General features: G+C 61.7%; 16 protein-coding genes and 1 tRNA gene. 13 read left to right on the plus strand and 4 right to left on the minus strand.

Annotated elements, in window-relative coordinates; translation table 11 throughout:
- Positions 1-152: 152 nt before the first annotated feature.
- The gene (locus tag ACQ4WL_RS15590; RefSeq protein ID WP_436510556.1) at positions 153-2,198 is read left to right on the plus strand and encodes an oxidoreductase; all 2,046 of its coding nucleotides are present in this window, start codon (positions 153-155) and stop codon (positions 2,196-2,198) included.
- Between the two features lie 107 nt (positions 2,199-2,305).
- Here the strand turns inward: ACQ4WL_RS15590 and ACQ4WL_RS15595 are convergent, their stop codons facing one another.
- The 3 genes from ACQ4WL_RS15595 to ACQ4WL_RS15605 all read right to left on the minus strand — a co-directional run bounded on the left by ACQ4WL_RS15595 (position 2,306) and on the right by ACQ4WL_RS15605 (position 6,999).
- Positions 2,306-4,015, minus strand: a complete 1,710-nt coding sequence (locus ACQ4WL_RS15595; RefSeq protein ID WP_436510557.1) for a cation:proton antiporter domain-containing protein — start codon at positions 4,013-4,015, stop codon at positions 2,306-2,308.
- A 210-nt stretch (positions 4,016-4,225) separates the two neighbouring features.
- Positions 4,226-5,347 (minus strand): beta-ketoacyl-ACP synthase III, encoded by a 1,122-nt coding sequence (locus ACQ4WL_RS15600; RefSeq protein ID WP_436510558.1) that lies wholly within the window; start codon positions 5,345-5,347, stop codon positions 4,226-4,228.
- 197 nt (positions 5,348-5,544) lie between these two features.
- Entirely contained in the window at positions 5,545-6,999 is a 1,455-nt protein-coding gene (locus ACQ4WL_RS15605; protein ID WP_436510559.1) for a S41 family peptidase, read from the minus strand.
- 324 nt (positions 7,000-7,323) lie between these two features.
- Here ACQ4WL_RS15605 and ACQ4WL_RS15610 point away from each other — a divergent pair, with 324 nt between their 5' ends.
- The 4 genes from ACQ4WL_RS15610 to ACQ4WL_RS15625 all read left to right on the plus strand — a co-directional run bounded on the left by ACQ4WL_RS15610 (position 7,324) and on the right by ACQ4WL_RS15625 (position 14,536).
- Entirely contained in the window at positions 7,324-7,908 is a 585-nt protein-coding gene (locus ACQ4WL_RS15610; RefSeq protein ID WP_436510560.1) for a hypothetical protein, read from the plus strand.
- A 130-nt stretch (positions 7,909-8,038) separates the two neighbouring features.
- The gene (locus ACQ4WL_RS15615) at positions 8,039-10,132 is read left to right on the plus strand and encodes a M13 family metallopeptidase (protein WP_436510561.1); all 2,094 of its coding nucleotides are present in this window, start codon (positions 8,039-8,041) and stop codon (positions 10,130-10,132) included.
- A 182-nt stretch (positions 10,133-10,314) separates the two neighbouring features.
- Positions 10,315-12,390 carry a M13 family metallopeptidase gene (locus ACQ4WL_RS15620; RefSeq protein ID WP_436510562.1) on the plus strand — a complete coding sequence of 692 codons (2,076 nt, stop codon included), beginning with the start codon at positions 10,315-10,317 and terminating at the stop codon, positions 12,388-12,390.
- A 232-nt stretch (positions 12,391-12,622) separates the two neighbouring features.
- On the plus strand, positions 12,623-14,536 hold the full coding sequence (locus ACQ4WL_RS15625) for a methyl-accepting chemotaxis protein (RefSeq protein WP_436510563.1): 1,914 nt from the start codon (positions 12,623-12,625) through the stop codon (positions 14,534-14,536).
- A gap of 115 nt (positions 14,537-14,651) precedes the next feature.
- On the opposite strand, the gene ACQ4WL_RS15630 is transcribed toward ACQ4WL_RS15625, so the two are convergent.
- Entirely contained in the window at positions 14,652-15,215 is a 564-nt protein-coding gene (locus tag ACQ4WL_RS15630) for a c-type cytochrome (protein WP_436510564.1), read from the minus strand.
- Between the two features lie 199 nt (positions 15,216-15,414).
- Between ACQ4WL_RS15630 and ACQ4WL_RS15635 the strand changes: the two genes are divergently transcribed.
- The 8 genes from ACQ4WL_RS15635 (at position 15,415) to ACQ4WL_RS15670 (ending at position 26,644) form a co-directional block, all read left to right on the plus strand.
- Positions 15,415-15,490, plus strand: a tRNA-Arg gene (locus tag ACQ4WL_RS15635).
- A 342-nt stretch (positions 15,491-15,832) separates the two neighbouring features.
- Positions 15,833-18,490 carry a TonB-dependent receptor gene (locus ACQ4WL_RS15640; RefSeq protein WP_436510565.1) on the plus strand — a complete coding sequence of 886 codons (2,658 nt, stop codon included), beginning with the start codon at positions 15,833-15,835 and terminating at the stop codon, positions 18,488-18,490.
- Positions 18,491-18,679: 189 nt separating this feature from the next.
- Positions 18,680-20,032: an MFS transporter gene (locus tag ACQ4WL_RS15645; RefSeq protein WP_436510566.1), complete on the plus strand. Its 1,353-nt coding sequence runs from the start codon at positions 18,680-18,682 to the stop codon at positions 20,030-20,032.
- 24 nt (positions 20,033-20,056) lie between these two features.
- The gene (locus tag ACQ4WL_RS15650) at positions 20,057-21,004 is read left to right on the plus strand and encodes a glycoside hydrolase family 43 protein (protein ID WP_436510567.1); all 948 of its coding nucleotides are present in this window, start codon (positions 20,057-20,059) and stop codon (positions 21,002-21,004) included.
- 18 nt (positions 21,005-21,022) lie between these two features.
- A complete protein-coding gene (locus ACQ4WL_RS15655) occupies positions 21,023-22,093 on the plus strand; it encodes an aldose epimerase family protein (RefSeq protein WP_436510568.1) in 1,071 nt (356 codons plus the stop codon).
- A gap of 229 nt (positions 22,094-22,322) precedes the next feature.
- Entirely contained in the window at positions 22,323-24,065 is a 1,743-nt protein-coding gene (locus ACQ4WL_RS15660) for an IlvD/Edd family dehydratase (RefSeq protein ID WP_436510569.1), read from the plus strand.
- A gap of 12 nt (positions 24,066-24,077) precedes the next feature.
- Complete coding sequence (gene araD1 / locus ACQ4WL_RS15665) at positions 24,078-25,070, plus strand: AraD1 family protein (RefSeq protein WP_436510570.1); 993 nt, start codon at positions 24,078-24,080, stop codon at positions 25,068-25,070.
- Positions 25,067-26,644, plus strand: coding sequence for an aldehyde dehydrogenase (NADP(+)) (locus tag ACQ4WL_RS15670; protein WP_436510571.1), 1,578 nt, complete (start codon positions 25,067-25,069; stop codon positions 26,642-26,644). The genes araD1 and ACQ4WL_RS15670 overlap by 4 nt, the downstream gene beginning before the upstream one ends.
- Positions 26,645-26,673: the final 29 nt, after the last annotated feature.

Here is a 26,673-nt window from a genome sequence, read left to right on the forward strand (position 1 = left end):
AGCCTACGGGAAACTTGCGCCCTGCACAAGCTGTACCCATCGCCGGTGGGCGCGCCGGGCGATTTAGAACTCCCGGTCTAGAGAAATACGCTGCGGCGGCCAGCAATGCTTGTTACCGTACGGCCTGCATACCATCTTCTATCGGACCGACCATGACTGCCTATCCCCATTTGCTGGCCCCGCTCGACCTGGGCTTCACCACCTTGCGCAACCGCGTCATCATGGGGTCCATGCACACGGGCCTGGAAGACCGGTTTTATCATTATGGCAAGCTGGCCGCGTTTTACCGCGAGCGGGCACGCGGTGGCGTGGGGCTGATCGTCACGGGCGGCATCTCGCCGAACCGCCAGGGCTGGCTGCTGCCGTTCGGCGGTACCTTGAATTTCCTCGGCGATGTGCCGAACCACCGCAAGGTGACGCGCGCCGTGCACGAGGAGGGCGGCAAGATCGTCATGCAGATCCTGCATGCGGGCCGCTATGGGTATCAGCCGTTCGTCGTCTCGGCGTCGGCCAAGAAATCGCCGATTTCGCCCTTCCGCCCCCGTCCCTTGAGCGAACGGGGCATAGCCCGCACCATCTGTGACTACGTGCGCTGCGCGCGCCTGGCGCAAAAGGCCGGCTACGACGGCATCGAGGTAATGGGCAGCGAAGGGTACTTGCTGAACCAGTTCCTGTGTGCGTGCACCAACCTGCGCCAGGACCGCTGGGGCGGGACAATCGAGAACCGCATGCGCCTGCCCGTGGACATCGTGCGCCGCATCCGTGCCGCCGTCGGTCCCAACTTCATCATCATGTACCGCCACTCGCTGCTCGACTTGGTCGAGGGCGGCAATACCTGGGACGACGTGGTGACGGTGGCCAAGGCGCTGGAGCAGGCGGGCGTGACGATTTTGAATACCGGCTTCGGTTGGCACGAGGCGAGGGTGCCCACCATCGTCACGTCCGTGCCGCGCGCCGCCTTCGCTTCCGTGGCGGGCCGGCTGCGCCGCGAAGTCACCATTCCCGTGGTCGCCTCAAACCGCATCAACATGCCGCATGAAGCGAACGCCATCCTGGAGCGGGGCGACTGCGACCTGGTGTCGATGGCGCGCCCCTTCCTGGCCGACCCCGACTTTGTCGCCAAGGCCGCATCGGGCCGCGCCGACGAGATCAACACCTGCATCGGCTGCAACCAGGCGTGCCTGGACCACACCTTTGCCAACAAGCGCGCCAGCTGCCTGGTCAACCCGCGCGCCTGCCATGAAACGGAACTGGTGTACGCGAAAAAGGCCGTAGCGCGCAAGGTGGCCGTTGTCGGCGCCGGGCCTGCCGGCCTGTCGGCCGCCTGCGTGGCCGCCGAATGCGGGCACGAGGTGACCCTGTTCGACAGCAGCGACAGCGTCGGCGGCCAGTTCAAGGTGGCCATGCAAATTCCCGGCAAGGAAGAATTTACGGAAACCATCCGTTACTTTGCGCGCCGGCTGGCGCTGCTGAATGTCGATGTGCGCCTGGGCCAGCGCGTCACGCGCGAGCAATTGCTGGCCGGCGGCTATGATGATGTTATCGTCGCTACGGGCATCAAGGTGCGCCTGCCGGCTATTCCCGGCATCGAGCATCCGCAAGTGCTGTCGTATCTGGACGTGCTGCAAGCCAAGAAACCCGTGGGCGCGCGCGTGGCCATCATCGGCGCGGGCGGCATCGGTTTCGATGTGGGCGAATACCTGCTGCACGACCCGGCGCATCCGCTGCCACAACCCGTGGCGACCTGGGCGGGCGAATGGGGCGTGGACTTGAACGCGGCCACCGGCGGTGGCCTGATGCCACCCGTGGCGCCCCATCCCGTGCGGCAAATCTTCCTGTTGCAGCGCAAGACGTCGAAAGTGGGCGCGGGCCTGGGCAAGACCTCGGGCTGGGTGCATCGGGCGGCGCTGGCGCGCAATGGCGTGGCCATGCTGGCCGGCGTGACCTACGACAAGATCGACGAGCAAGGCTTGCACATCACCGTGGGCGGTGAGCAGCGCTTGCTGGCGGTGGACAACGTGGTCATCTGCGCGGGCCAGGACAGTTTGACGGAACTCATGCCGCCAGTGGACAAGGATGGCAAGCCCTTACAGGCGGGCGGCCCGCGTTTCCATAAAATCGGCGGCGCTGCGCTGGCGGCGGAACTCGATGCCAAGCGGGCTATACGGGAAGGTGCGGAGCTGGCCGCGAGTTTGTAACCCTGAAAAAAACCGGGGTCGGACCCGACGGGGGGGATGCGCCCCAGTGGGGCACATCCCGATCCCGCAGGGACCGACCCCGGCAAGAGGTTCGGCATCAAAGAACCTTAATGGCCATGCCCCTTTTTCACCGCCTCAAAATTCTGCAGCACGTGCTCGGCCATGCCATTGGCCAGTTCGTGCTCGCCAACGAAGACTTTGCCCGCGTTTTCCGCGCGCAGCAATTCCGCCTCTTCCTCGCTGTGCGTGCGCACCACCGTCAGGATGGCGGGGTTCAGCGCGCGCGCCGTCGCTATCATGGCGCGCACGTGGAAGGTGTCCGGCGTGGCGATGACGAGCATGGTGGCATGCGTGATGTGGGCCTGGATCAGCACGGCTGGTTCGCCCGCATTGCCGGCCACGGCCGGGATGCCCTGCCTGCGCAGCTGATCGACAATTTCGCGGTTTTCCTCGGCCACGACAAAATGAATGCCCCGTTCCATCAGGGCGGCGGCGATGCGCCGGCCCACGCGGCCATAACCCACCAGTACGATTTGGCCCGACAGCTTTTCCTGCGGCACCGTCATCGGCAGCTCGGCCAGCGGGTCCGTGGTGCGTTCGAACTTGCGCGCAAAATCACTGTTGCCGATCACGCGCAGCAACGGCTTGGCCAGGCTGAACACCAGCGGGTTGAGGGCGATGGACAGGATGGCGCCGGCCAGGATCAGGCTTTGTCCTTCCTGCGGCATCAGGCCCAAGGAGAGGCCCAGGGCGGCCAGGATGAACGAGAATTCACCGATCTGCGCCAGGCTGGCCGAGACGATGATGGCCGTTTTCGGCGGATAGCGCAGGGCCATCACCAGCAAGAAGGCGGCGATCGACTTGCCGAAGATAATGATGGCGCACACGGCCAGCACTTGCAGCGGCTTGTCGATGAGGATGTTCGGCTCGAACAGCATGCCGACGGAAACGAAGAACAGTACGGCGAAGGCGTCGCGCAGGGGCAAGGATTCTTCCGCGGCGCGGTGACTGAGTTCGGACTCGCGCAGTACCATGCCGGCGAAGAAGGCGCCAAGTGCGAACGACACGCCGAACAGCTGGGTCGAAGCGTAGGCGATGCCGACGGCGGCGGCGATCACGCACAGGGTAAACAGTTCGCGCGAACCGGTGCGCGCCACTTGCCACAGTATCCACGGGAACAGCTTGCGGCCGACGACCAGCATGAAGACGATGAAGCCGGCCACTTGCCCCAGGGTCACGGCCAGGGTTTGCCACAGGCTGACGGCCTCGGCATCCGGCGCAACTTTGCCACCCAGCACACCGGCAAACGCCGGCAGCAGCACGAGGACCAGCACGGTGACCAGGTCTTCCACCACCAGCCAACCGACGGCGATGCGCCCGTTGAGCGAGTCGAGGATGCCCCGTTCTTCCAGCGCACGCAGCAGCACCACGGTACTGGCCACGGACAGGGCCAGGCCAAAGATCAGCCCGCCACCGAGGGTCCAGCCCCACCAGTGGGCCAGGCCCATGCCCATCGCCGTGGCGACACCGATCTGCAAGATGGCGCCGGGTAGCGCGATCTTGCGCACGTCCCACAAATCTTCGATGGAAAAGTGCAGGCCGACACCGAACATCATCAGCATCACTCCGATTTCCGCCAATTGCCCAGCTATTTCCGCATCCGCCACAAAACCGGGTGTGGCCGGTCCGATGATGATACCGGCGGCCAGATAGCCGACTAATGCCGGCAGTTTCAGGCGCGCGGCGATGAAGCCGAAGATGAGGCCGAACCCGAGGGCGGCGGCGATGGTGGTGATCAGACTGATGTCATGGGGCATGCGTGGTGGGTTCCTTATGGGGACGTGCGGATGGAAAAAGAGGCTGTTCAGCGATCGAGTATAAACGCAACAAAGCTGCGGCTGGAATGTTCCTGCCGCTTTTTTTACAAAAAATTTGCGCTATATCTTCGTCCAGCTAGCTACGAACGCATGTCATCCACCCGCATCTGCGCCTAATTGAGGCAATCAGGCGCATCCCGCCCCAAACCCTTACACCTTGCGCACGACCACGCAGCCGATGGAATAGCCGGCGCCGAACGAGCAGATGACGCCCATGGCGCCCGCCGCCATATCATCCTGATATTTATGGAAGGCGATGATGGAACCGGCCGACGAAGTGTTGGCGTAGGTGTCGAGGATCACGGGCGCTTCGTTGGCCTCGGCGTCGCGGCCCAGGATCAGGCGCGCGATCAGCAAGTTCATGTTCAGGTTGGCCTGGTGCAGCCAGTAGCGGGAGACTTGCGCCACTTCCACGCCGGCCTTGGCCAGGGTCGCCTTGATCATCTCGGCCGCCATCGGGCACACTTCCTTGAAGACTTTGCGGCCTTGTTGGCGGAACAGCTTGTCGGCCTTGCCCACGCCGGATTCGTCAAAACGGTTGAGGAAGCCGAAATTGTTGCGGATGGCGTTCGAGAAGCGGGTTTTCAGTTCCGTGCCGATGATCTCGAACTGGTGCGTAGAGACGGCCGTGTCCTTGGCTTCGACGATGATGGCCGTGCAGGCGTCGCCGAAAATGAAATGGCTGTCGCGGTCGCGCCAGTTCAGGTGGCCGCTGGTGATTTCGGGATTCAAGACCAGCACGGCGCGCGCCTGGCCGCTTTGCACGGCAGCCACGGCTTGCTGGATGCCGAAGGTGGCGGACGAACACGCCACATTCATATCGAAACCATACCCATCGATGCCCAGCGCATCCTGTACTTCCACGGCCATGGCGGGATAGGCGCGCTGCATATTGCTGCACGCCACCAGCACCATGTCGATGTCGGCCGGCATGCGGCCGGCGCGCGCCAAAGCGTCACGCGCGGCGGCGACCGCCATTTCCGCCTGCAAGGACAGTTCGTCATCGCCCCGTTCCGCAATGCGCGAGACCATGCGCGCCGGATCGAGGATGCCTTCCTTTTCCATCACGAAGCGCGACTTGATGCCGGACGCCTTTTCGATGAAGGCCACGCTCGACAGCTCCAGCGCCGTCACCGTGCCTGCGGTGATCGCGTCGGCGTTGTCGGCATTGAACTTTTCCGCGTAAGCATTGAAGCAGATGACCAGCTCTTCGTTGGAGATCGAAAATGGCGGCGTGTACAGTCCGGTACCGCTGATGACGACTTGTTTCATGGTTAAACTTTCAAATTTGGCAATCGGCGCGATGCCGATAAGTGAAGCAAATTTTACACAAACGGGCTCGACCGTAGAGAGTTTCGTGTTGCGGGGGAGGAAGAAGTGTGGCGGAAGATTGATTTTTGTCGCGTGGAAGGTGGCTGGGGGTATTGCGTGTGATGGGGGCAGACCCGGCGGGTCTGACCCCAAATTGCTTACTTTTTCTGTTCTTTCTTGACGTCGGCTTGCACCACCACCGGTTCGGCCTTGGCCAGTTGCACCGGTAAACCCTTCAGGTGGTTCAGCGCCTGGTGTAGCTGGAAATCGTCCTTGCTGCCAAATTCCAGCGGCTTGCGGGTTTTTTCCAGGGCGATGATGCGCAATTGCTCTTCCATCTCGTCATTGACGGGCGTGGCCTTGGCGCCATTGTTGGCGCTACCTTGGTCGCGGTCGTTGCTCAGGTGCTTGGTCAGGTCCGCTTCGCGGATGCGCAAGCCGTTCAAGCCATCGCCATCCGCATTTTCATCGACCAGCAGGTCGGGCACGATGCCCTTGGCCTGGATCGAGCGACCGTTCGGCGTGTAGTAGCGGGCCGTCGTCAGCTTGACGGCCGTGTCGGCCGTCAGCTGGCGGATGGTTTGCACGGAACCCTTGCCGAAGGTTTGCGTGCCGATGATGGTGGCGCGCTTGTAATCTTGCAGGGCGCCGGCGACGATTTCCGAGGCCGAGGCCGAGCCCGTGTTGACCAGCACTACCAGCGGCACTTTTTTGATAGCTGCCGGCAATTTTGCCAGGGCATCACCTTCCGAGCGGAAGGTATAGTATTCGGCGCGGCCGTAGAACACCTGTTTTGAATCGGGCAACTGGCCGTTGGTCGAGACGATGGCCGCGTCCTTCGGCAGGAAGGCGGCCGAGACGCCGATGGCGCCCTGCAGCACGCCGCCCGGATCGTTGCGCAGGTCGAGCACCATGCCCTTGAGGTTCGGGTCTTGCTGGTACAGGGCCGTGATCTGTGCGGCCATGTCGTCGACGGTCGGTTCCTGGAATTGCGACACGCGCAGCCAGGCGTAGCCCGGTTCGACCATCTTCGCCTTCACGCTTTTTTGATGGATTTCCTCGCGCGTGATGGTGAAGGCCAGCGGCTGCGGCTCATCCTTGCGGGCAATGGTCAGCGACACCTTCGTGCCCGGTTCGCCGCGCATGCGCTTGACGTTGTCGTCCAGGCTGATGCCTTTCACGGGCTGGCCATCGAGGCGGGTGATCAAATCGCCGGCCTTGATGCCGGCGCGGTAGGCAGGTGAATCCTCGATGGGCGAGACGATCTTGATGTAGCCGTCTTCGCTCAGGCCGATTTCAATGCCCAGGCCGACAAACTTGCCTTCGGAACCTTCGCGCAGCTCGGCGTAGGCTTTCTTGTCCAGGTAAGCGGAATGGGGGTCGAGCGAGGCGACCATGCCGGAAATGGCGTCTTCCAGCAGTTTCTTGTCTTCCACCGGCTCGACGTAATCGGACTTGATCAGGCCAAACACATCGGCCAGCTGGCGCAACTCTTCCAGCGGCAGGGGCGGCTCGACGGTTTTTTGCGCCATGGCCGAAAATTGCAGCGACACGGCGACGCCGGCCACCACGCCCAGGCCGATCAAGCCGGTATTTTTGAGTTTGCCCATCATTGCACCTTTGCAGCTAGCGTGTCTTGCACAAGCGCCAGTCCCCGTGGAGCGGCGCTTTGTTGAAAGTATAGACCTGAATCTCTGCCGGCGTGGGCCGGCCGTGGAAAAAGCGTGCCTGGCTCCAGTCTACGCGCGAAGACGGGGCGGTCAGCTTGCCATATGTTGCGGTTTTGTAGGCGATGTATAGTTACTCTTGAGGGGAGTAAGCATTTGTAAGAGTCGAAAAAAAGCGTGTGCGGCGGCCCTATAGTGGACTCGCATTCTCGACCCGAAGTGGTTTTGCCTGCGTCTGCGGACGCAGGCTTTTTTTTATCCGGAACCCCCATGACATCGTTGACTTTTCTCCCCGCCGTGCGTCGCCTCAGCCTGGCTTTCCTGCTGGGCACCACCGCCTTGACCGCCTCGGCCGTGCCGATTGCCGAGATGCGCCTGGAAGACTTGTTGCCCATGGCCCCCGATTTCAAGGCGGAACTGAAACTCAATGCGAATCAAACCATCTTGTGGCAGCAGGTGGAAGGGAAATCCCGGCAACTCTTGCGCGAACGCAAGGCGCGCCGCGAACGCCTGCAAGCGGGCGTGACGCAGGGCTTGCAGGCGCCCCGGCTGGAGTTGCGCGACCTGCTCGCCGGCCTGGACGATGAAAGCACACAGAGCCTGGCCGAAGAAAAGCAGCTGCGCGAGTGGTGGCTGAGCGTCAACGATGCCCTCGACGAGAACCAGCGCCAGATGGTGGCCCAGTTCATCGCCGGCCAGATGGCGCGCGTGATGGACGCCGCCGCGCCCCGCAGCGAATCGCGCGGCGCACCCGGTGGCGAACACGGCGCTCGCAAGGGCGGCAAGGGAGGAATGGGCGGCGCGGGCGTGAGCATGGGTAGCGGCGGCGCCGGCATGACGATACCCGGCAACTGAGGGGCAGTCCAGAGGCAAGGATGGCCAAATGGCATGCTCGCGTGCTACATTCCTGCAGCGCCTGGCGCGGCAGGCTATCCGCCCGAAGCTATCCGCCCGGTCTTTTTGACATGCCCCATAAGGACAATTCGTGAATCGCTATCTCTTGAGCAGTCTGACCCTGACCCTGTTGGCTGCGTTTGCCCATGCCGCCGAACCGGTATCCGCCGCATCCTCCGTGGCAGCACCAACCGTGGCGCCCAGTGTCGCACCTGCCGCGCCTGCCGCCGCTGGCGTCGTTTCCGGCATCGATGTGCAGTACATCGACCCTGCCGTGCGCGTGCAGGACGATTTCTTCACCCACTTGAATGGCAAGTGGCTGGCCACGGCCGAGATTCCTGCCGACAAGTCGAGCTGGGGTTCGTTCGCCAAGCTGCGCGATGACACCACGCCACAGTTGCGCGGCATCATCGAAGCCACGCAACAAGACAAGCACAAGAAGGCCGGTTCCGAAGCGCAGAAAATTGGCGACCTGTACGCCAGCTACATGGATGAAGCCCGCCTCGACGCGCTGGGCACGAAGCCGCTGGCAGGCGAACTGAACCGTATCCGCTCGCTGCGCGACAAGAGGGGCGTGCCCGCCCTGATCGCCCACCTGAGCCAGACGGGCGTGGCCACGCCATACGCCGTGTATGTGGGCCAGGATGCGCGTGCCTCGACCAAATACGCCGCGTATGTGAGCCAAAGCGGCCTGGGCATGCCCGACCGCGATTACTACCTGGAATCCAAGCAGGCCGGCGTCAAGGAAAAATACCAGGCGCACGTGGAAAAAATGCTGGCCATGGCTGGCGACAAGAACGCCGCCGCCCGCGCCAAGGCGGTCGTGGCTCTGGAAACATCGCTGGCCGAAATGCAATGGACCAAGGTCGAGAACCGCGACCCCGTGAAACGCTACAACAAGACCGACATTAACAAGCTGAACGACCTGACCCCGGGCTACGACCTGAAGTCCAGCCTGGCTGCCTTGGGCATCGCCAACAAGGTCGATTACGTCATCGTCAACCAGCCCAGCTACTTGGCCGGCTACAACAAGGTGCTGGCCGCGACCGACCTGGACACCCTGAAAGCCTACTTCGAATGGCAGTTGCTGCGTAGTTACGCCAGCTACCTGTCGAAAAACTTCGTCGATGAAAGCTTTGCCTTCTACGGCACGGTGCTGAGCGGCGTGACGGAAAACCAGCCGCGCTGGAAGCGTGGCGTGGGCGCCGTCGAAGGCGTGTTGGGCGAAGCCGTCGGCAAACTGTACGTCGCGCAATATTTCCCGGCAGAGCGCAAGGCGCACATGCAGGAACTGGTGAAAAACGTGCTGGCCGCCTACAAGGACAGCATCGACACCCTGGACTGGATGAGCCCGGAGACCAAGAAAGAAGCGCAAGCCAAGCTGGCCAAATTCACGCCGAAGATCGCGTATCCGAACAAATGGCGCGATTACACGAAGCTGCAAATCGTCCAGGGTGACTTGGTGGGCAACATGATGCGCGCAGCGAACTTCGCTTCGGCGCGCCAGGTGGCCAAGCTGGGCAAGCCGATCGACCGCGAAGAGTGGGGCATGACGCCGCAAACGGTGAACGCCTATTACAGCTCGACGATGAATGAAATCGTCTTCCCCGCCTCTATCCTGCAGCCGCCGTTCTTTGACGCCAACGCGGACGATGCCGTCAACTATGGCGCCATCGGCGCCGTCATCGGCCATGAAATCAGCCACGGCTTCGACGACAAGGGCAGCCAGTCCGATGGCGATGGCAACCTGCGCGACTGGTGGACCCCGGCCGACCGCAAGAATTTTGCGGCCAAGGCCGACGCGCTGACCAAGCAATACGACGGCTACAGCCCATTGCCTGGCTACCACGTCAACGGCGCGCTGACCCTGGGCGAAAACATCGCCGACAACTCGGGCGTGGCGATTGCGTACAAGGCGTACAAGATTTCGCTGGGCGGCAAGCCGGCACCCGTGCTCGATGGCTTGACGGGCGATCAGCGCTTCTACATGGGCTTTGGCCAGGTATGGCGCAGCAAGATGCGCGAAGCGCAGCAAATCGTGCAAATCAAGACCGACCCGCATTCGCCGGGCCAGTACCGCGCGAATGGCACCATGGTCAACCAGCCAGGCTTCTATGAAGCGTTTGGCGTGAAACCGGGCGACAAGATGTATGTCGCGCCGGAAAACCGCGTGATCATCTGGTAAGCCCTGTCTGGATGAAAACGTAATCCTGTAGCAACAGAAAAGACCACCTCGCGTGGTCTTTTTTGTATTTCGGACAAAGTTTTTTCTGTCGTTTCGGCCGGTATGCTACAGTCAAAAACCGGGCCAGAAGCCTTGGGCCTTCTGACCCTTATATTCCACACAATATAATATAGAGGACAACCGTGAATCGTTATTTGTTAAGTGCATTGACCCTGAGTTTGCTGGCCGGCGTGTCCGGCATGGCTGGCGCCGCTGATTCTGCCAAGAAAGCCGCTGCTGCTCCCGCCACGGCCGTCGCCGCTGCGGCGCTGACGTCCGGCATCGCCGTTGAATACGTCGACCCTGCGGTGCGCGCGCAGGACGACCTGTTCCAGCACCTGAATGGCAAATGGCTGGCGGAAACCGTGATTCCTGCCGATAAGTCGAGCTGGGGCAGCTTTGCCAAGCTGGCCGATGATACGCAAACGCAGCTGCGCGGTATCGTCGAAGGCGCTAGCGCCGACAAGGCCCGCGCGGCCGGTTCGAATGCCCAGAAAATCGGTGATTTTTATAACAGCTTCATGGATGAAGCCAAGCTGGAAAGCCTGGGCCTGACACCGTTGAACGCGGAGCTGGCGAAGATCGCCGCACTGCAGGACAAGGCGGAATTGCCGGCCGTGATCGCCCACTTCAGCAAGCTGGGCGTGACCTCGCCTTATGACTTCGGCATCCACCAGGACGCCAAGGATTCCACCAAATACGTGGCCGACATCGTGCAAAGCGGTCTGGGCTTGCCTGACCGCGATTACTACCTGGAAGCGGGCAAGGCCGATACGCGCGCCAAATACCTGGCCCACGTGGAAAAAATGCTCAGCCTGGCCGGCGACGCGAACGCCGCCGCGAATGCGAAAGCCATCGTGGCGCTGGAAACGGATCTGGCCAAGGCGCAATGGAGCAATGTGCAGAACCGCGACCCTGTCAAGACCTACAACAAGGTCGAGCTGGCGAAACTGGCCGCCGTGGCGCCAGGCTACGACTGGGCCCGCTACCTGAAGGATACGGGCATCGCCGGCAAGGTCAATTACGTGATCGTCAGCCAGCCCAGCTACCTGAAGGGCTTTGCCGAGATCGCCAACAAGACGCCGCTGGCAACGTGGAAAGCGTACTTCCAGTGGCACTTGCTGCACGCCAATGCCGGCTACCTGCCGAAAGCGTATGTCGATGAAAACTTCGCGTTTTACGGCACCACGCTGACGGGCGTGACGGAAATGCGTCCGCGCTGGAAACGTGGCGTGGGCGCTGTCGAAGGCGCGCTGGGCGAAGCCGTGGGCCAGCTGTACGTGGAGCAATATTTCCCGGCCGAGCGCAAGGTGCGCATGGAAGCGCTGGTGAAAAACCTGATGACGGCCTACCAGCAAAGCATCGACAAGCTCGACTGGATGAGCCCCGTCACCAAGAAACAGGCGCAGATCAAGCTGGCCAAGTTCACCACCAAGATCGGCTACCCGAACAAATGGCGCGATTACTCGGGCCTGACGGTGGCGCCGGACGATTTGATCGGCAACATCCAGCGTTCGCACTTGCTCAATTACAACCGCGAATTGAACAAGCTGGGCCAGCCTATCGACCGCGACGAGTGGGGCATGACGCCGCAGACCGTGAACGCCTATTACAACCCGGAACTGAACGAAATCGTCTTCCCGGCCGCCATCCTGCAAGCGCCGTTCTTCGACGCCAACGCGGACGATGCCGTCAACTATGGCGCCATTGGCGGCGTGATTGGCCATGAAATCAGCCACGGCTTCGACGACCAGGGCGCCCAGTACGACGGCGACGGCAACCTGCGCGACTGGTGGACCAAGGCCGACCATAAAAACTTCGCCAAGAAAACCAAGCAGTTGGTGGCGCAGTACAACAGCTTCAGCCCCGTCAAGGGCCACTTCGTCAACGGCGAACTGACCCTGGGCGAAAACATCGCCGATAATTCCGGCGTGGCAATCGCGTATAAGGCGTACAAATTGTCGCTCAATGGCAAGCAAGCCCCCGTCATCGACGGCTTCACGGGCGAGCAGCGTTTCTATGCGGGCTTTGCCCAGGTATGGCGCATGAAGATGCGTGAAGCGCAGCAGCTGGTCTTGCTGAAAACGGACCCGCACTCGCCAGGCCAGTTCCGCGCCAACGGCACCATGCGCAACCAGCCCGGCTTCTATCAAGCCTTCGACGTGAAACCGGGCGACAAGATGTACCTGCCACCGAAAGACCGCGTCATCATGTGGTAAGACGGTTGTCCCAGGCATAAGTTGCCAGCCGCCCCGCGCAAGCCGGGCGGCTTTTTTTCGCCCGTCATGGGCGTGCTACTGCGGAGGCAAGCTGAGCACAATGAGCGAAGTGTTGTGCGCGTCAGCGGCGATTTCCATTGCTCGTTGACAACGAAGATTGAAGCGCCTATATCTGGATGAAAACAATAATAGACCTGTGTAGCGCCCCGTGCGTGATCAAAAAGGAAATATTATGAGAGACATATTTCGTACCAGCCAAGCCCGTTTTATCACCGTGTTCAGCCTTGTTTTTGTGGTGTTGCTGGTCATGACCCTGGCCGTCATCCATTTTTTCGTCACGCCGGATTTGAAACGTACCGAGGGCATGGTGGTCGGTTTTGATGTCGGCAAAATTTCCACCAGGATTACCGAACAGCTGCGGCAGGTGGAGGCGCAGCAGCGCAGCATCACACAGACGGTGGCGCTGATGGACAGCGCTGCGATCGACGTCCTGCTGCCGGGACTGGTCGACCAGTATTCCGACCCGAATGTGTTTGGCGGCGGCATCTGGCCGCTGCCGAAAAAGCGCGATCCCGAACGCGACAAATTCAGCACCTTTTTCGCCCGCGACGCTTCCAACAGACTGGTTGTCAATACCCACTGGAACTCGCCGGAGTCGTTGAAGTACTTCGAGCAGAGCTGGTATCTGGGCGGGCTCAAGTCGGCCAAGGGCCATTGCGACTGGGCCAAGGCCTACAAGGATGACGCCAGTGCGCAGCCGCGCACCAATTGCGCCATGCCGATCTACAAGGATAACGAGTTGTACGGCGTTTCCACCATCGATGTCACGCTGGGATTTTTCAACCGCCTGGTGGCCGACATGGAGGCGAAGATCCACGGCCAGATCCTGATCGTCGAACGCGACGGCAAGATCATCAGCAACAGTACTTATATCAAGGACGAAATCGTACTCAAGAAAGTCGAGGATCTGGCGTCCAGTTCGCCGATGGTGGCGGCCATCGGCCTCCTGCTGCCCAAGCTCGATGCGCAGGGTGTGGCCGAATCGGAGTATCGCAGCGACGGCACGCCCCACACGCTGTTCCTGAAGGCGATACCGGGCAGTCCGTGGGTGCTGGCGACTGGTTTGCCGACCAGGCAGCTGACCGAGCAAAGCGACCGCATCCTGGGCAAGCTGGGCATGGTGCAGATCCCCATCGCCTTGCTGTTGCTGGCCATGTTCATCGGCATCATCCGCCTGTTCATGGGGCGCCTGGGTGTACTCAAGAGTAACATCGACGCCCTGTCGGCCGGCGACGCCGACCTGACGCGGCGCCTGCCGGGCGGCGGCGGCAGCGAGTTCAACGATGTGGCCGGCAGCTTCAACGCCTTCATCGAGCGGCTGCAGCAGATGATGCGCGAAATCGGCACCAGCACGGCGTCGATCGCGCTCGCTTCGCGTGAAATCGCCAGCGGCAACCAGGATCTGTCGGCCCGCACCGAGAGCCAGGCCAGCGCGCTCGAGCAGACCGCCGCGTCGATGGAGGAGTTGACCGGCACCGTCAGGCAGAACGTCAGCAGCGGCCAGGAGGCCAACCGGCTGGCGCTGGACGCCTCGAAGGTGGCGGCGCGGGGCGGCGTGGTGGTGACGCAGGTGGTTGAGACGATGGGCGCGATCGAACGCTCGTCGAAGAAAATCGCCGACATTATCAGCGTCATCGACGGGATTGCGTTCCAGACCAATATCCTGGCGTTGAACGCGGCCGTCGAGGCGGCCCGGGCCGGCGAACAGGGCCGCGGCTTTGCCGTGGTGGCGTCCGAGGTACGCAACCTGGCGCACCGCTCGGCCACGGCGGCCAAGGAGATCGGCGCGCTGATCGTCGAGTCGGTGCATAACGTTGACGCCGGCACCAAGCTGGTCGACCAGGCTGGCGCCACCATGCACGAGATCGTCGCTGGCACCGACAAGGTCGCCAACATCATCGGCGAGATCCTGCTGGCCAGCCAGGAGCAGGAAACGGGCATCGGCCAGGTCAACCAGGCCATTGTCCAGCTCGACGACACCACCCAGCAAAATGCCGCGCTGGTGGAGCAGGCGGCAGCGGCAGCCCATTCGATGCAGGAGCAGACGGCCAAGCTCGAACAGATCATCGGCGCATTCAAACTGTAGCGCGCCGCGCACGGACATTAAAAAAGCCGCCCGGTTCAGTTTGAACCGGGCGGCTTTTTCACATCCGAAGCAACCCTGTGGCCGCTGCAACGTGCCGCTTGACGCGGCAGCGTGATTATTTCGTGGCTTCTTGCGCTGGTGCGCCAGCGCCGTCAGCGGCCGCAGCCGGTGCCGGCACTTCCGGTTCCTTGAACTTGCCGCCCGACGCGTTGGCAATGTAGACGACGGCGCGCGCCACTTCCACATCGTCGAGGTCAGGATTGCCGCCCTTGGCCGGCATCGCGCGCAAGCCTTCGATGGCGTGTTTCAGAACCGTATCGTAGCCCTGGGCCAGACGGGCCGACCAGCCGCCCGCATCGCCAAATTTCGGTGCACCGGCCACGCCGGCGCCATGGCAAGCCACGCAGGTCGCCGTGTAGACAGCTTCGCCGCTTTGCAGCACCTTCGGACCGCTGGCATCCTTGAAGGTAAAGCCGGCGTTGGCGACGGGGCTCAAGCGCTCGGCAATGGCTTCCGGCGACTGGCTTTCCGTCCCTGCGCCCGTCAGTTTTTGCGCCGTGACGAACTGCACCAGCAAGATGATGCCGATGACGGTGACGAGGAAGAAGCCAGCTACGGCGGCAAGCAATTGCTTAGGCGTTTTGATCGCTGATTGTTGTTCGTTATGTGCGTCGCTCATGATGTCCTTAGTCCAGATTTGAAACTGATGGCCGTGTAAGGTAGCATTTTTACATGCTTGGATGTAAACCTTTGTGAAACCCACAATTATAGGCACAAAAATTGAGCAGCGACATGCAATTGCCAGGGATACGACAGTTTCCGTAGACGTAGGTAAAGAAAAACGGTATCCTTCGCATCACTTCAGAAATTCCCCCTACGCGGCTGTAGCTCAGTGGATAGAGTATTGGCCTCCGAAGCCAAGGGTCGTGGGTTCGATCCCCGCCAGCCGCACCAGACAAATCAAGACCCCCGTTTTATCCAGCCGGCATTGCCATGCTGGCTGCATGCTGTATCCCCACTATGACTTCAGCAAGCCTGACAAGGTCTGTATCGCTGATTGCCAGCTTGCCAGCTTGAGGGGGATGCCATGTGCGTCGCACACCCGAAAATGCCTCTGACGCCCCTGCCGTTGTCTGTTTACAACCTCCAAAGTCCTCCAGCCACCGATATCAAAATTGATATCGAAACAGTGGAAAAATTGATTGGAGAGATTATCGTCCAGCCCCTAAGATAAACGCCGAGCATGCGAACGACATGCAAGCGGCACAACAATATCAATACAATATCTGGAGATTTATGATGCGCAACGCCACCGGTCCGCTCGCGGCCACTTTCCCTCGTCCATTCATTTTGAAGGCAGCCGTTGCGGCATTGGCCGGTATCGGCCTGCTGAGCACGGCTTCGGTCTGGGCGCAGGATGCGGTGGCGGCCGATGCCAATGCCGAGCCTGCTGCGGAAGTGTCGGTCGTGACCGTCAGCGGCGTGCGCCGTTCGGCGCAAAATTCGCAGCAGATCAAGATGCGTTCGGACCAGGTCATCGATTCCATCGTCGCTGACGACATCGGAAAATTCCCTGACAACAACGTGGCCGAGACCCTGGCGCGCATTTCCGGCATCCAGATCCGCCGCGATTCGGGCGAAGCGAGCGCCGTCATGATCCGTGGCTTGCGCGATGTCACGACCCTGCTCAACGGCCGTGAACTGTTCACCACCACGGGGCGCTACGTCAACCTGGCCGACATTCCCGCCACCATGCTGCAGCGCGTGGATGTGTACAAGTCGCAGGGCGCGGACCAGGTCGAAGGCGGCGTGGCCGGCATCATCGACGTGCGCACGAATCGCCCGTTCGACTTCAAGGAATTCACGGCCAGCGTGAATACGCGCGCCGTCTACAGCGACAAATCGAAAGCCACCGACCCGAATATCAGCGGCATGCTGGCTAACCGCTGGAAGACAGGTATCGGCGAAGTGGGCGCGCTGCTGGGCTTGTCGCAGCAGCAGCACCGTTACCATGAAGAACGCGCGTTCAGTACGGCGCCCGTGGATAAAAGTTTCCTGTCGCCTGGCTTGACGGGGCCGGACCAGGTGGGCTTGTTGCCGATCAAGGGCGACCGCCGCCGCAGCACCGCCAATGCCGTGCTGCAATGGCGTCCGAACGCCGACGTCGAACTGTACGCCGAAGGCATGGCCACGCGCTTCCTGCTCGATGCCGAATCCGACTACTTCGTCGGCTTGCCATGGTGGGGCACGCCAGTCTCGGCCACCAAGATTGCCGGCAGCAACCAGTTGCAAACGCTCACTTCCACCAACGTCAACACCATCATGTCGACGCAGGCGAACAAGAACCAGACGAAGACGCACCAGTTTGCCGTGGGCGGCTTGTGGGATATCAACCCGGAATGGCGTTTCACGTCGGAAGTGGCCAGCACCAAAAGCAGCTATACCTGGCGCAACCCGATTCTCGATGCCATTACCGTCGTGCCGAACGCCAGCATCAATACCAACCGGAACGGCACCTTGCACGTCGACTACACGGGCATCGACTTGCAAGACGCGTCGAACTACCATCTGAAGGGCTTCTTCGACCGCTATGGCCGGGACCAGGGCAGCTCGAACGATGTGCGCGCCGACCTGGCGTACACGCCCGGCGCCAGCGGCTTCTTCAAGGAAATCAGCGTCGGTGTGCGCGGCGTCAAACGCGAAGCCGAATCGATCAAGAGCTTCGAAGGCAATGCGGAAGCACCGGACGTGTCCGGCGCTGCGTTTCCGTTCGGCCGCCAGAGCGTGATGTCGATTCCCGGCTTGAATTGCCTGTCGGAACCGATGTCCAGCGGCGGCCCCGACTATGGCTTGAAGCAGTGGTACACGCCGTGCGCCAGCTTCCTGCTCAATAACACGGGCACGATCCGCCAAGCCGTCACGGGCAGCAGCGCGGCGCGCGCCATGGATCCAGGCTCGTTCTTCAAGGACACGGAAAAGACGTATTCCATCTATACCAAGGCGAAGATCGCCTTCAAGCTGGGCGGCTACCCCGTCGATGGCACCGTGGGCGTGCGCGTCGTGCGCACCGAGCAAAGCCTGCAAGGCAACAGTTCGCAGGACGGCGTCTACACGCCCGTCATCAGCGACACGGCCAGCACCGATGTACTGCCCAGCGTGGCCCTGAAAATCAAGCTGCGCGCCGACCTGGTGGGCCGTTTTGCGGCGGGCCGCACCATCAGCCGCCCCGGCTTTGCACAGTTGAACCCGGGCGTGGCCCTGGTCAACTCGACGGAAACGGTGAAGGCGACGGGCGCGGGTGGCAATCCGAACCTGAAACCGGTGACGGGCGACAATGTTGACGCCGCACTGGAATGGTATTTCGCGCCGGCCGGTTCCGTGACGGCCACCGTGTTCCACCACAAGTTCGACGGCTATATCCAGCAGCGCATTGCCAGCGAAACCATCGCCGGCAAGACCTATGACGTGGACCGCCCGTACAACACGGCCGCCGGCAAGTTGCAGGGCCTGGAAGTCGGCTACCAGCAGTTTTATGACGGCTTGCCGGGCCTGTTGAGCGGCCTGGGCTTGCAAGCGAACGGCACCTACATGAGCGGTACCACCGATGACGAGACGGGCAGCCATGCCATCACGGGCGTGTCGCGCTATGCCTACAACCTGGTGCTGCTGTACGAAAAAGACGCCTGGTCGGGCCGCCTGGCCTACAACTGGCGCTCGAAATTCATCGACAGCTACAAGCAGGGCGGCCCCGGCCTGGACTTGAAAGTGGCGGCCACGGCCCAGCTCGACGGTTCGCTGTCGTACAAGATCAACGAGCAATTCACCGTGACCCTCGACGGGAATAACTTGCTCGACACCAAATTCAAGGATTATTGGAACGAGGCAGGCGTATATCCGCGCGATACGCGCCGCTATGACCGCACGGTAGGCTTATCCCTGCGCTGGAAAATGTAAAACGTCCATGGCTGCGTTGCATTGCCTCGCCGTACTCCTCGTACTGTCTTCGGCAACGCGCCTTGCCCTGAACGTTTTACATGAGTGAAAAAAGCAGTATCCAAGGGCGTTGCCATGGTTTCGGCCGGCAACGCCCCTGTCAGTTGGGCAGTCACGCACGATTCATCATCAAAAGAATGGACGGAAAGCATGGAGACGCAAAAATTATCCACCGTTGAAAAGGTCGGCTTCGGCGCGGGCGACATGGCGCTCAATGTCGTCATCTCGTCGATGATGCTGATCATCACCTTTTTCTATACCGATATCTATGGCTTGAAAACCACGGACCTGGCCCTGCTGTTCGTGGCCGTCAAAGTGGTGGGCGCCATCGCCGACCTGGTCATGGGCCAGATCACCGACCGCTACAGCTTTGCCTCGGGCCGCTACCGCCCGTATCTGCTGTGGCTGGCCGTGCCGTTCGGCGTCAGCGTGTTTTTTGTGTTCACCACGCCGGAATGGGCCTATGACGCCAAATTGATCTGGGCGTATTCGACGTATATCCTGATGACGATCATGACGGCCGGCGTGGGCATCCCCTACATCTCGCTGATCAGCGGACTCACCAGCGACCCGCACGAGCGCCTGTCGGCCAATGGCTACCGCCTGTTCTTTGCCAAGATCGGCGCCTTCATGGTGACCATCGTCGTGCCGATTCTGTCGCAGCGCTGGGGTGGCGGCAACCCGGCTGTCGGCTACCAGGCGGCCATGGCCGTAATGGCGCTGATGGGCGTGGCCCTGTTCCTGTTCTGCTATTTCACCACCACCGAGCGCGTCGTGCACCTGGTGGAAAAACAATCGTTGCTGGAACAATTGAAGGTGCTGCTGCAGAACGACCAGTGGCTGGTGCTGTGCGGCGTGTGCGTCACGGGCACGGTCGGCTACGTGGTGCGCGGTTCCGTCGCCATTTATTATGCGAAATACTATCTGGGTGGCAACACGGAAACCGTGGCCGCCTTTCTGACCACGGGCGTGGTGGCGGCCATCCTGGCGATGATCGCCTCGACCTGGATCACCAAGTTTTACTGCAAGGTCAAACTGTTCCGCTACTCGCAAATCGGCGTCGCGCTGATCAGCCTGGCGATCTATTTCTTTGTGAAGCCGAGCGACACCGTGCTGGCCTTCGCCCTGTATTTCCTGCTCTCCTTTGTGGTGGATTTGCACGCACCCGTGTTCTGGTCGGCCATCGCCGAAACCATCGATTATGGTCAAGTCAAGACGGGCAAGCGCGTCTCCGGTTTCGCCTTTGGCGGCATCTCCGTGTGCCAGAAAGCCGGCATGGCCGTGGCGGGCTTTTTGGTCGGCATGCTGCTGTCCTACTTCGACTATCAGCCCAACCATGAGCAAACGCAGTTCGCCCTGAACGGCATCGCCCTGATGCTGTCGATCATCCCCGGCTTTTTTCACTTGCTGATGGGCTTGCTGATGTTCAAGTACCGCATCAGCGACAGCTATTACACGGGCGTGAAAACTGAAATGCACAAGCGCGGCTACGTGGCAGCGTAAGAATAATTGAATGGAGTAAGCAACATGGCAGACATCTTGAAACCGCTGATCGAACAACGCGCCGATCCGTATATCTACCGCCACAGCGACGGCTACTATTACTTTGCGGCTTCCGTGCCGCAGTACGACCGCATCGAACTGCGCCGCGCCAGCAGCATCGCCGGCCTGGCCGACGCGCCAGCGGTTGATGTGTGGCACAAGCCGGAAACGGGCCCGTACAGCGAGCTCGTGTGGGCGCCCGAGCTGCACTTCAACCAGGGCGCTTGGTATGTGTATTTCGCCGCCGCACCGAGCCGCGAAATCAAAGATCAACTGTTCCAGCATCGCATGTATGCAATCCGCAATACCAACGCCAACCCGCTCGAAGGCGAATGGGAATTCATGGGGCAGATCGACACGGGTATGGACACTTTCTGCCTGGACGCCACCACCTTTACGCACGATGGCGTGCTGTACTACCTGTGGGCGCAGAAAGATGTGGCCATCGAGGGCAATTCGAACCTGTACATCGCGCCCATGGCCACGCCGTGGCAGCTGGCCGGCCCGCCCGTGATGCTGAGCAAGCCGGAATTCGACTGGGAAATCCGCGGCTTCTGGGTCAACGAAGGGCCGTCCGTGCTGAAACGCAACGGCAAGATTTTCATCAGCTATTCGGCCAGCGCCACCGATGAAAACTATGCGATGGGCTTGCTGTGGGCCGATGACACGTCCGACCTGCTCGATCCATTCTCGTGGAGCAAGTCGCCCGAGCCCGTGTTTGCCACCTGCTACGAGCACGGCATCTACGGCCCCGGCCACAACAGCTTCACCACGGCCGACGATGGCGACGGTGTATTGCTGGTGTACCATGCTCGCACCTACACGGAAATCGTCGGCGACCCCCTGTGGAACCCGGATCGCCACACGTTTGTCAAACCGCTGCGCTGGGATGCGCAAGGCATGCCCGTGTTTGGCCGCTCATCGACCCTGTAACATTCCGGACCCGACGCCATGACCCCAGTTGATTCTGTTTCAGTGACGCCAGCACCGTTCGGCATCCTGCCCGACGGCCAGCCCGTGACGGTGTTTGCCCTGACGAACCGCCGGGGCATGCAAGTCAAGGTGCTCGACTTTGGCGCCATCATCAGCGAAATCCACGTGCCCGACCGCGACGGCACTTTTGCCGACGTGGTGCTGGGTTTCGAGGGCATCGAACCGTATCTGCACAACAGCGCTTTCCTGGGCGCCGTCATCGGCCGTTTCGGCAACCGCATCGCCGAGGGACGTTTCAGTCTGGACGGCAAGGATTACCAGCTGGCCGTGAATAACTCGCCGAATCACTTGCATGGTGGCAACCAGGGCTTTCACCAGGTCATGTGGCAGGCCGAGCCGTTCACCAGGGATGACGCCGTTGGCGTCACGTTCAAGCGCAGCAGCCCGCACGGCGAAGATGGCTATCCGGGCCAGCTCGACGTCACCCTGACCTATGAACTGGATGACGACAACGCGCTGAGCCTGCGCTACCACGCCGTGACGGACCAGGCCACGCCGATCAACCTGACCAACCACAGCTATTTTAACCTGGCGGGGCAGGGCACCATCCTCGGCCACGAGGTGACGCTCAACGCGGACCGCTACCTGCCCGTCGATGCGGGATCGATACCCACGGGCGAACTGGCGGACGTGACCGGCACGCCGTTCGACTTGCGCCAGAGTACCGTCATCGGTGACAACATCGATTTGCCGCATGAGCAGATCCGCATCGGCCGCGGCTACGACCATAACTTTGTGCTCAATAAAAAGGCAGATCAGCTGCTGAACCTGGCCGCCAGCGTGCGCGATCCCGTTTCGGGGCGGGTGATGCAAGTGTACACGCAGGAGCCGGGCATCCAGTTTTATTCGGGCAATTTCCTCGACGGCAGCCAGCACGGCAAGCAGGGTCCCATCCACTACCGCGGCGCACTGTGCCTGGAAACCCAGCATTTCCCGGATTCGCCGAACCAGTCCCACTTCCCGAACACCATCTTGCGCCCGGGCGAGGTGTATCAGACGGAAACGGTCTATCGGTTTTCCGCAGAATAATCGTCGCAGCTCCCTGGGGTCTGACCCGCCGGGTCAGACCCCAAAATACCTTCCACGCCCTGCCGCCATGCGTCCGCAGGGCGTTTTCATTGGTACATGCTGATATCGGTTTCGATATCGGAACGCATTAAAAATTGATTGGAAAGGCATGGCAGGATTCTTTAGTATTCCAACATCGCTGCCCGGGCCGACGACCTTAGATCCGGCATGGCACAACCAGGAGAATGGCATGTCTGAGACAAAAAAGAAGGTGGCCCTGCGCTCGGCCGAGTGGTTCGGCTCGCAGGACAAGAATGGCTTCATGTATCGCAGCTGGATGAAAAACCAGGGCATACCTGACCACGAATTTCATGGCAAGCCCATCATCGGCATTTGCAATACCTGGTCCGAACTGACCCCGTGCAACGCGCATTTCCGCCAGCTGGCCGAACATGTCAAGCGCGGCATCCTGGAAGCGGGCGGTTTCCCTGTGGAATTCCCCGTCTTCTCGAACGGCGAATCGAATCTGCGCCCGACAGCCATGCTGACGCGCAACCTGGCCTCGATGGATGTGGAAGAATCGATCCGCGGCAACCCGATGGACGCCGTCGTGCTGCTGGTTGGCTGCGACAAGACCACGCCGGCGCTGCTGATGGGCGCTGCCAGTGTCGACATTCCCACCATCGTCGTCAGCGGCGGCCCCATGCTGAACGGCAAACTCAACGGCAAGGATATCGGTTCCGGCACGGCCGTGTGGCAGTTGCACGAGCAGATGAAGGCAGGATCGATCACCTTGCACCAGTTCATGTCGGCCGAATCGGGCATGTCGCGTTCGGCCGGCACCTGCAACACCATGGGCACGGCCTCGACGATGGCCAGCATGGCCGAAGCGCTGGGCACCTCGTTGCCGCACAACGCGGCCATCCCCGCCGTCGACTCGCGCCGCTACGTGCTGGCGCACATGTCGGGCATCCGCATCGTCGAGATGGTGCACGAAGACCTGCGCCTGTCGAAAGTGCTGACGCGCGAAGCGTTTGAAAACGCCATCAAAGTCAATGCCGCCATCGGCGGTTCGACCAATGCCGTGATCCACCTGAAGGCGATTGCCGGGCGCATCGGCGTGCCCCTGGAGCTGGAAGACTGGACCCGTGTAGGCCGTGGCACACCGACCATCGTCGACTTGCTGCCGTCGGGCCGTTTCCTGATGGAAGAGTTTTACTATGCGGGCGGCTTGCCGGCCGTGATACGCCGCCTGGGCGAGGGCGATTTGCTGCCACATAAAAATGCGCTGACCGTCAATGGCAAGTCGATCTGGGACAACTGCATCGAAGCGCCCATCTACAACGATGAAGTGGTGCGCACCCTGGACAACCCATTGCTGGCCGATGGCGGCATTTGCGTGCTGCGCGGCAACCTGGCGCCACGCGGCGCCGTGCTGAAACCGTCGGCCGCCTCGCCGCACCTGATGCAGCACCGTGGCAAGGCTGTCGTGTTTGAGGATTTCGAACACTATAAATCGCGCATCCTCGATCCGGACCTCGATGTCGACGCCGATTCCGTGCTGGTGATGAAAAACTGCGGCCCGAAAGGCTATCCGGGCATGGCCGAAGTGGGCAACATGGGCTTGCCGCCGAAACTGCTGGCGCAAGGCATCACCGACATGGTGCGTATCTCGGATGCGCGCATGAGCGGCACCGCCTACGGCACCGTCGTGTTGCACGTGGCGCCGGAAGCCATGGCAGGCGGCCCGCTGGGTATCGTGCGCGATGGCGACATGATCGACCTCGATTGCCACAACGGCAGCCTGAACATCGACATCAGCGACGCGGAAATCGCCGAGCGCCTGGCGAAGCGCGAACTGGGCAGCGCGCCCGGGCCGAAGAGCGGCTACCAGCAGCTGTACATCGAACACGTGTTGCAGGCCGACGAAGGCTGCGATTTCGACTTCCTGGTCGGCAATCGCGGTTCCGCCGTGCCGCGCCACTCACATTAAGCGGAGAATCCCATGCTGTTGCTGCAATTTACGAATGAACATGGCGGCCGCCTGGTCGGCCTGCTGCAAGACGACCAGATCCGCGTCATCGAAGGCTACAACACGACGTATGCGCTGGCGCAAGACGCCATCCGCAAGAAGGTCAACCTGGCTGAGCTGGTCAATGCCAGCGTCGGCAACACCACGCACTTGTATGCGGACGTGGCTGGTAGCGGCCGCCTGCTGGCACCGCTCGACCACGCGGACGAAGCGCACTGCTACGTGACGGGCACGGGCCTGACCCATCTGGGCAGCGCCGGTGCACGCGACGCCATGCACAAGAAGATCGGCGGCGATGCGGCAATCCTGAGCGACTCCATGAAAATGTTCCGCCTGGGTGTGGAAGGCGGCAAGCCGGCTGACGGCACGGCCGGTGCCCAGCCCGAGTGGTTCTATAAAGGCGACGGCTCTATCGTGCGCGCCAGCGGCCAGCCGCTGCGCATGCCGGACTTTGCCCTCGATGGCGGCGAAGAGCCGGAAATTGCCGGCCTGTACGTGATCGGCGACGACGGCCAGCCGTATCGGGTCGGCTATGCCATCGGCAATGAATTCTCGGATCACGTCACGGAACGCCAGAATTATCTGTACCTGGCCCACTCGAAGCTGCGTGCTTGCAGCGTGGGTCCGGCCTTGCTGGTGGGCGAATTGCCCGCGCACATCGCCGGTACCTCGCGCGTGCTCGACGCGGCTGGCAATGTGCGCTGGGAAAAGGCGTTCGTCAGTGGCGAAGACAATATGTCGCACACGATTGCCAACCTGGAACACCATCACTTCAAGTATCCGCTGTTCAAGCGCCCGGGCGACGTGCACGTGCATTTCTTTGGCACGGCAACGTTAAGCTTTGCCGATGGCGTGAGCGTGGCACCGGGCGAAACCTTTGAAATCGAAGCGCCGGCCTTTGGCCCTGCCTTGCGCAACCGCCTCGATATCTTCCCAACCGCATTTGCGAAAGTGAGCACATTATGAATTTCAATATCACCGGTGATGCATTGATCGGCGGCGTCGCCGTCAAGGGCCATGGCGGCTCCTTCGAAGCCTGGGACCCGGCCGCGCGCGCGCACATCGCACCCGCCTTCCACATGGTCGATGCCGCGCAAATCGACGAAGCCTGCCGGCTGGCGCAAGCGGCATTCGACCCCTTCCGCGCCACCAGCGATGCGCAGCGCGCCGATTTTCTCGACACCATCGCCGCGCAAATCCTGGAATTGGGCGACGAGCTGATCGTGCGCGCCATGACGGAAAGCGGCTTGCCGCGCGCGCGCCTGGAAGGCGAACGTGGCCGCACGGTGGGTCAGTTAAAACTGTTCGCCGGCTTGCTGCGCGAAGGCTCGTGGACCGATGCGCGCATCGATTCGGCTTTGCCCGAGCGCACGCCGCCGCGTCCTGACTTGCGCTTGCGCATGATCGGCCTGGGCCCCGTCGCCGTGTTTGCGGCCAGTAACTTCCCGCTGGCCTTCTCCGTTGCCGGTGGCGATACGGCCTCGGCTCTGGCGGCCGGCTGCCCTGTCGTGCTGAAAGCCCACTCGGCCCACCCTGGCACGTCGGAACTGGTGGCGCGCGCGATTGTCAAAGCTATCGGGATTTGCCAGCTGCCGGCAGGCGTGTTCGCCTTGCTGACAGGCACGGGCAATGGCATCGGCCAGGCACTGGTCGCCCATCCGGCCATCCAGGCGGTGGGCTTTACGGGCTCGCGTTCGGGCGGCATCGCCCTGATGAAGGTGGCGGCCGAACGTGCGCAACCGATACCCGTATATGCGGAAATGAGCAGCATCAACCCCGTGTTCGTGCTGCCGCAAGCCCTGGCCGCCCGTGGCGCGGCCATCGCCAGCGGTTTTGCCGCTTCGCTGACGATGGGCGTAGGCCAGTTTTGCACCAATCCCGGCCTGGTACTGGGCCTGGAAGGTGCCGACTTTACGGCGTTTGCCGCCGCCGCCGCCGAAGCGCTGGCGCCGGCGCCGGCCGCCACCATGCTGACGGCCGGCATCGCCAGCAGCTATGCCAAGGGCGTGGCGGCCCTGGCGCAGCACGCCGATGTGACGCCACTGGTGCACAACACGGGCGAAGAAGGCAAGGGTGCCGCCGCCCTGTTCGTCACTTCGGGCGAGGCGTTTTTGGCCAGGCACGACTTGCGTGATGAGGTGTTTGGCCCGGCTTCCTTGCTGGTAGCCTGCCGCGACATGGAGCAATTGCTGGCGATCACGGAAAGCCTGGAAGGCCAGCTGACGGCCACGCTGCAGATGGATGCCGGCGACCTGGCAGATGCGCGCCGCTTGCTGCCCGTGCTGGAACGCCGCGTGGGCCGCATCCTGGCCAACGGCTTCCCGACCGGTGTGGAAGTGTCGACGGCCATGGTGCATGGCGGCCCGTTCCCGGCCACGTCGGATGGCCGCAGCACCTCGGTCGGCACGGCGGCCATCAACCGCTTCCTGCGCCCCGTGTCTTACCAGAACCTGCCGCAGGACTTGCTGCCGGAGTCGCTGCGCGACGATAATCCGCTGGGTATCTGGCGCCGTCACGATGGCGTGCTGGGCAAACTTTAATCATAAAAAAATAAAAATACACAGGTGGA

Source organism: Janthinobacterium kochi (genome assembly GCF_051380715.1).
In the GTDB taxonomy this organism is placed as follows: domain Bacteria; phylum Pseudomonadota; class Gammaproteobacteria; order Burkholderiales; family Burkholderiaceae_D; genus Janthinobacterium.

Excerpts from the sequence above, each read along its gene's own strand:
- ACQ4WL_RS15605 (WP_436510559.1), bottom strand. The coding sequence starts at position 6,999 with ATGATGGGCAAACTCAAAAATACCGGCTTGATCGGCCTGGGCGTGGTG.
- ACQ4WL_RS15590 (WP_436510556.1), top strand. The coding sequence starts at position 153 with ATGACTGCCTATCCCCATTTGCTGGCCCCGCTCGACCTGGGCTTCACC.
- ACQ4WL_RS15650 (WP_436510567.1), top strand. The coding sequence starts at position 20,057 with ATGGCAGACATCTTGAAACCGCTGATCGAACAACGCGCCGATCCGTAT.
- ACQ4WL_RS15640 (WP_436510565.1), top strand. The coding sequence starts at position 15,833 with ATGATGCGCAACGCCACCGGTCCGCTCGCGGCCACTTTCCCTCGTCCA.
- ACQ4WL_RS15645 (WP_436510566.1), top strand. The coding sequence starts at position 18,680 with ATGGAGACGCAAAAATTATCCACCGTTGAAAAGGTCGGCTTCGGCGCG.
- ACQ4WL_RS15610 (WP_436510560.1), top strand. The coding sequence starts at position 7,324 with ATGACATCGTTGACTTTTCTCCCCGCCGTGCGTCGCCTCAGCCTGGCT.
- ACQ4WL_RS15625 (WP_436510563.1), top strand. The coding sequence starts at position 12,623 with ATGAGAGACATATTTCGTACCAGCCAAGCCCGTTTTATCACCGTGTTC.
- ACQ4WL_RS15595 (WP_436510557.1), bottom strand. The coding sequence starts at position 4,015 with ATGCCCCATGACATCAGTCTGATCACCACCATCGCCGCCGCCCTCGGG.
- ACQ4WL_RS15600 (WP_436510558.1), bottom strand. The coding sequence starts at position 5,347 with ATGAAACAAGTCGTCATCAGCGGTACCGGACTGTACACGCCGCCATTT.
- araD1 (WP_436510570.1), top strand. The coding sequence starts at position 24,078 with ATGCTGTTGCTGCAATTTACGAATGAACATGGCGGCCGCCTGGTCGGC.
- ACQ4WL_RS15655 (WP_436510568.1), top strand. The coding sequence starts at position 21,023 with ATGACCCCAGTTGATTCTGTTTCAGTGACGCCAGCACCGTTCGGCATC.
- ACQ4WL_RS15670 (WP_436510571.1), top strand. The coding sequence starts at position 25,067 with ATGAATTTCAATATCACCGGTGATGCATTGATCGGCGGCGTCGCCGTC.
- ACQ4WL_RS15660 (WP_436510569.1), top strand. The coding sequence starts at position 22,323 with ATGTCTGAGACAAAAAAGAAGGTGGCCCTGCGCTCGGCCGAGTGGTTC.
- ACQ4WL_RS15630 (WP_436510564.1), bottom strand. The coding sequence starts at position 15,215 with ATGAGCGACGCACATAACGAACAACAATCAGCGATCAAAACGCCTAAG.